Here is a 4,279-nt window from a genome sequence, read left to right on the forward strand (position 1 = left end):
AAGCGGGGCTTTCGGGATGTAGTTCGGCATTACCATTCTACAAACCTAAAATAGTCCAAAGACTATTTTAGGTTAAGAATTGGTATAACATTCTAAAAACTAAAGCCGCCACAGGCGGAGAACTATTTTAGTTTAAGAATTGGTATTTGCGAACGCACTAGCTTAGGCAAAGTTGTCAAATCTCGCAGCGTGGCAAATCCCCAAATCAGCCCGTGTAAAAAAATGATAATTTCCCTACTTATTATTGGGATTTACCCCCGAAATTTGCCGAAATAAGGAATGGATAGTTTTTTTATCAAACAAGGTTGGAAGTACGTGGCTGTAGCATTGGTGCTATATACCGTAATTTATGGTTTTTATGTGCCACTCTCGGAAGAAGCCCAAAACAGTGTGCTCGACGAAACCATGCGTAACCTCTTTTTCCATGTACCGATGTGGTTTGCCATGATGTTCTTGCAGGCCATCTCTGTTTGGCACAGCATCAAATATTTGCGTAATGAAGATATGGAGAACGACCGCATGGCCTTCGAAGCAATCAATGTGGCTTTGCTTTTGGGCGTATTAGGGATGTTCACAGGTATGCTGTGGGCCCAATATACTTGGGGCGATTTTTGGCCCGAACAGGATAGCAAGCTTAAAGGTGTGGCCGTGGGCATGTTATTATATGCAGCTTATATCATTCTTCGCAACGGCATCGAAGACCCTATGAAAAAAGCCCGTGTGTCGGCAGTATATAATATATTTGCTTTTCCTTTATTTTTGGTTTTAATTAAATTAATCCCCGACCAAATTGATTCGCTGCACCCTGGTAATAAAGGCAACCCAGCTTTTAGTCAGTACGGACAGACCAATACCATGCGTTTGGTTTTTTATCCTGCGGTGATAGGTTGGATGGGCATTGCTCTTTGGATGACACAGATGAAGTATCGAATTTCAAAAATAAAATCACAATTAAAATGAACAAAATATTCTTGATCATAATCATATATATAATTCAAACGACCCAAGTTATGGCACAAAATAATTTTATAGACGACACCTTTCGCAGCTCAGGCAAAATTAATGTAGTAGTAGCTGTATTGTCAATTATCTTCGCAGGAATTGCTTTCTTCCTATTCAGACAAGAAAGACGCATCAACAAACTAGAGAAAGAACTCGAAAACCAAAAGAAGAACCAAGCATGAAAACCAATCGTATTATATTATTAGTATTCATGGCAGTTGCTTTGGGCATTATATTTTTTCTGTTCAATAAAACTTCTGAATACGTGAGCTTCAAAGAAGCAGCAGCATCGGGCAATGAGGTGCATATTGTAGGTGTTTTAGACAAAAGCAAACCTATGGAATATGACCCTGCAAAACCCAACCATTTTTCGTTTTATTTAACCGACACTTTGCAAGAAACTAAGCAAGTAATATATGATAATCCCAAACCACCCGATTTTGACCGCAGTGACAAGATTGTGATAGCGGGCAAAATGGAAGGTGAGCATTTTCACGCAGATAAAATTTTGCTTAAATGCCCTTCAAAATATAATACAGGTAAACAAGAAATAACTGAATAAGCTAAACATCTCTTTACAGAGAATGTGCGGCATACAACATGGAAGAATCCTACTTTAAAAACGAACATCTACTCATCGGTAATCTGGGCCATTTGGCCGTGGCACTTACTTTTGGAGCATCGGTACTGGCATTGCTCAGTTTTATATTTGCATCGAAAGATGGGGACCAAAAAATTAAATGGTTTAAGATAGGACGTTGGGCCTTTTGGGTGCATGGCCTTGCAGTTTTCGCCATAGTTACTTGCCTTTTTCTCATCATCAAAAATCATTATTTCGAGTACCACTATGCATGGCGACATAGTAGTCTCGATCTTCCTTCCGAATATATGATATCCTGTTTTTGGGAAGGGCAGGAAGGAAGCTTTTTATTATGGCTTTTCTGGCAAATGATTTTGGGCGTTTTTGTACTTTTTAAAGTAAATAAATGGACAAGTCCGGTGATGGTTTTTATAGCATTATCGCAGGTGGTTTTATCATCTATGTTATTAGGTGTCGATTTTGATTGGTTCCATTTTGGAAGCAGTCCGTTCGAGCTTCTGCGTGACCATGATACACAATGGATAGACCCGAACTTGCCTGTGTACACAATGCGTGGGATGGAAACCAGCGACTATTTAAAGCTTATAAAAGATGGCAATGGATTGAATCCATTATTACAAAACTATTGGATGGTTATACATCCGCCCACGTTATTTTTAGGCTTTGCAAGTACTATAGTTCCCTTTGCATTTGCTATGGCAGCATTGTGGAAACGCAATTATAAAGAATGGATTGTACCTGCATTACCTTGGACATTATTTAGTGCTGCGATATTAGGAACAGGGGTTATCATGGGTGCGATGTGGGCTTATGAATCACTTAGCTTTGGTGGTTTTTGGGCATGGGATCCAGTTGAAAACGCATCATTGGTTCCTTGGCTTACCTTAGTGGCAGGACTGCATGTGATGCTTATTGCTAAAAGTACGGGGCATAGTTTGAAAGAAGCTTTTATATTAATTACGATTACTTTTTTATTGATATTATATTCTACTTTTTTAACTAGAAGTGGTATATTACAAAACACCTCAGTTCACGCATTTACCGATGATGGTTTGTCGAACCAATTATTTGTATTTATGATGCTTTTTGTATTATTGAATTTATATTTAATGGTGCGAAGATGGAAAGAAATCCCATCACTCAAAACCGAGCAACAATTATGGAGCAGAGAGTTTTGGATGTTCATAGGGTCCTTGGTATTGGTGCTTTCGGCCATGCAAATTATATTCACTACTTCCATTCCTGTTTGGAATAAAATACTTACCATGACGGGTCTCGATAAGGTGATGAATGCCAATGTAGCACCACCCAAAATAGATGTTTATAATAGAATACAATTACCTATTGCTGTTTTGATAGGTTTGCTAACAGCAGTTACACAGTTTTTAAAATATAAGAATACAAATTTAAAGAAAATCGCACGACTACTTTTGAGCTATTTTGTGATAAGTGTTATATTAACTATTGCAGGTATATATTTATTCAAAACATATAATCCTGAATATGTAACGATGCTGTTCGCTTCTATATTTACCGTAGTAGGAAATTCGGGATATATTATACAAGTGCTCAAAGGGAAATTTTCTGTATCGGGAGCTAGTGTGGGGCATATTGGTTTTGGATTGATGTTGATTGGTATCCTTGTTTCCACTACAGGCAAAAGGGTTTTAACATCGAATAATTTTACCATGCCCGACCAAAAGATGGATTCTACGCAGGCAGAAAACATGTTGCTTATAAAGGATAAACCTGTTCAGATTGCCGATTATACTGCTACCTATCGTGGTGATAGCAATGTGGGGGTGAATCATTATTTGGCAGTTGATTATGAAAGAATTGATACAGCCACACATAAAGTTGTAGAGCAATTCACACTACATCCGAATGCACAAGCAAATCCAAAAATGGGCTTGGTCTCTAATCCAGATACAAGGCATTATCTTACTGAAGATATATATACGCATATTACTTCATTTAGCGGATTGGACCCACAGGAAAACCAAGAGGAGTGGGTGAATGCTGACACCGTTATTTTAAGAAAAGGGCAACAGATTATGTTGGGCAATGATAATGAACTTACGCTGCAAAGTGTGAAACCTTTATCGAAAACAGGGCTCGATTTTGAATTGCATTTTATGCTTAAAAATTTGAAAGGTGAAGAACCAATTACACTGCATTGCAAAATTGAAAAAAACCACTTAGTACATAGCACCGCAATTGATAAAGGTTTATTAACCAAACTCGATTTGCTCGATATTAAACCAATTAAGAATGGGGATGAAATTGATTTAAATGTGACCTTGCTTACCTCTTTCAAAAACACCATGAACGATTATATAATATTAAAAGCAATACGATTCCCTTATGTAAATTTGTTATGGGCTGGAACTGTTATCATGGTTGTTGGTTTCTTCATCGCCTTCTTCAAACGTAAGCGAGATGCGAAGAGGGTAGGGTAGAGGGATAAGGAGCTGACGTCGTAAGACAAAGTGGGCGATGCCGTGTATAATGTATCATAATAATCAACTCTATGGCACTTACCACTTACTACTTCTCACTATAATAGCCTTATGGTACTTAGGGTCTGCTCATAAACTAAAAAAAACTGTTATACTTACTATAAATTAGTATTTTATGCAATTAGGTCGTTGATTTTGCTGCAAGGCTTTTTAGCGA

The 4,279-nt window shown here is 37.8% G+C and carries 4 protein-coding genes; all 4 read left to right on the forward strand.

What is annotated here, in order from left to right; all coding sequences use genetic code 11:
* The first annotated feature begins 279 nt into the window (after positions 1-279).
* From ccsA (SGJ10_03825) to ccsA (SGJ10_03840), 4 genes are read left to right on the forward strand one after another with little or no spacing between them, the layout of a single operon-like run.
* Positions 280-960, forward strand: coding sequence for a cytochrome c biogenesis protein CcsA (gene ccsA, locus SGJ10_03825; protein MDZ4757254.1), 681 nt, complete (start codon positions 280-282; stop codon positions 958-960).
* Positions 957-1,184, forward strand: a complete 228-nt coding sequence (locus SGJ10_03830; GenBank protein MDZ4757255.1) for a CcmD family protein — start codon at positions 957-959, stop codon at positions 1,182-1,184. The genes ccsA (SGJ10_03825) and SGJ10_03830 overlap by 4 nt, the downstream gene beginning before the upstream one ends.
* A complete protein-coding gene (locus SGJ10_03835; GenBank protein MDZ4757256.1) occupies positions 1,181-1,564 on the forward strand; it encodes a cytochrome c maturation protein CcmE in 384 nt (127 codons plus the stop codon). Before SGJ10_03830 ends, SGJ10_03835 begins: the two co-directional genes overlap by 4 nt.
* A gap of 38 nt (positions 1,565-1,602) precedes the next feature.
* Complete coding sequence (ccsA, locus tag SGJ10_03840; protein MDZ4757257.1) at positions 1,603-4,062, forward strand: cytochrome c biogenesis protein CcsA; 2,460 nt, start codon at positions 1,603-1,605, stop codon at positions 4,060-4,062.
* The last annotated feature ends 217 nt before the right edge of the window (positions 4,063-4,279 follow it).

The sequence above is a fragment of the Bacteroidota bacterium genome (assembly GCA_034439655.1).
In the GTDB taxonomy this organism is placed as follows: Bacteria; Bacteroidota; Bacteroidia; order UKL13-3; family UKL13-3; genus CANJUD01.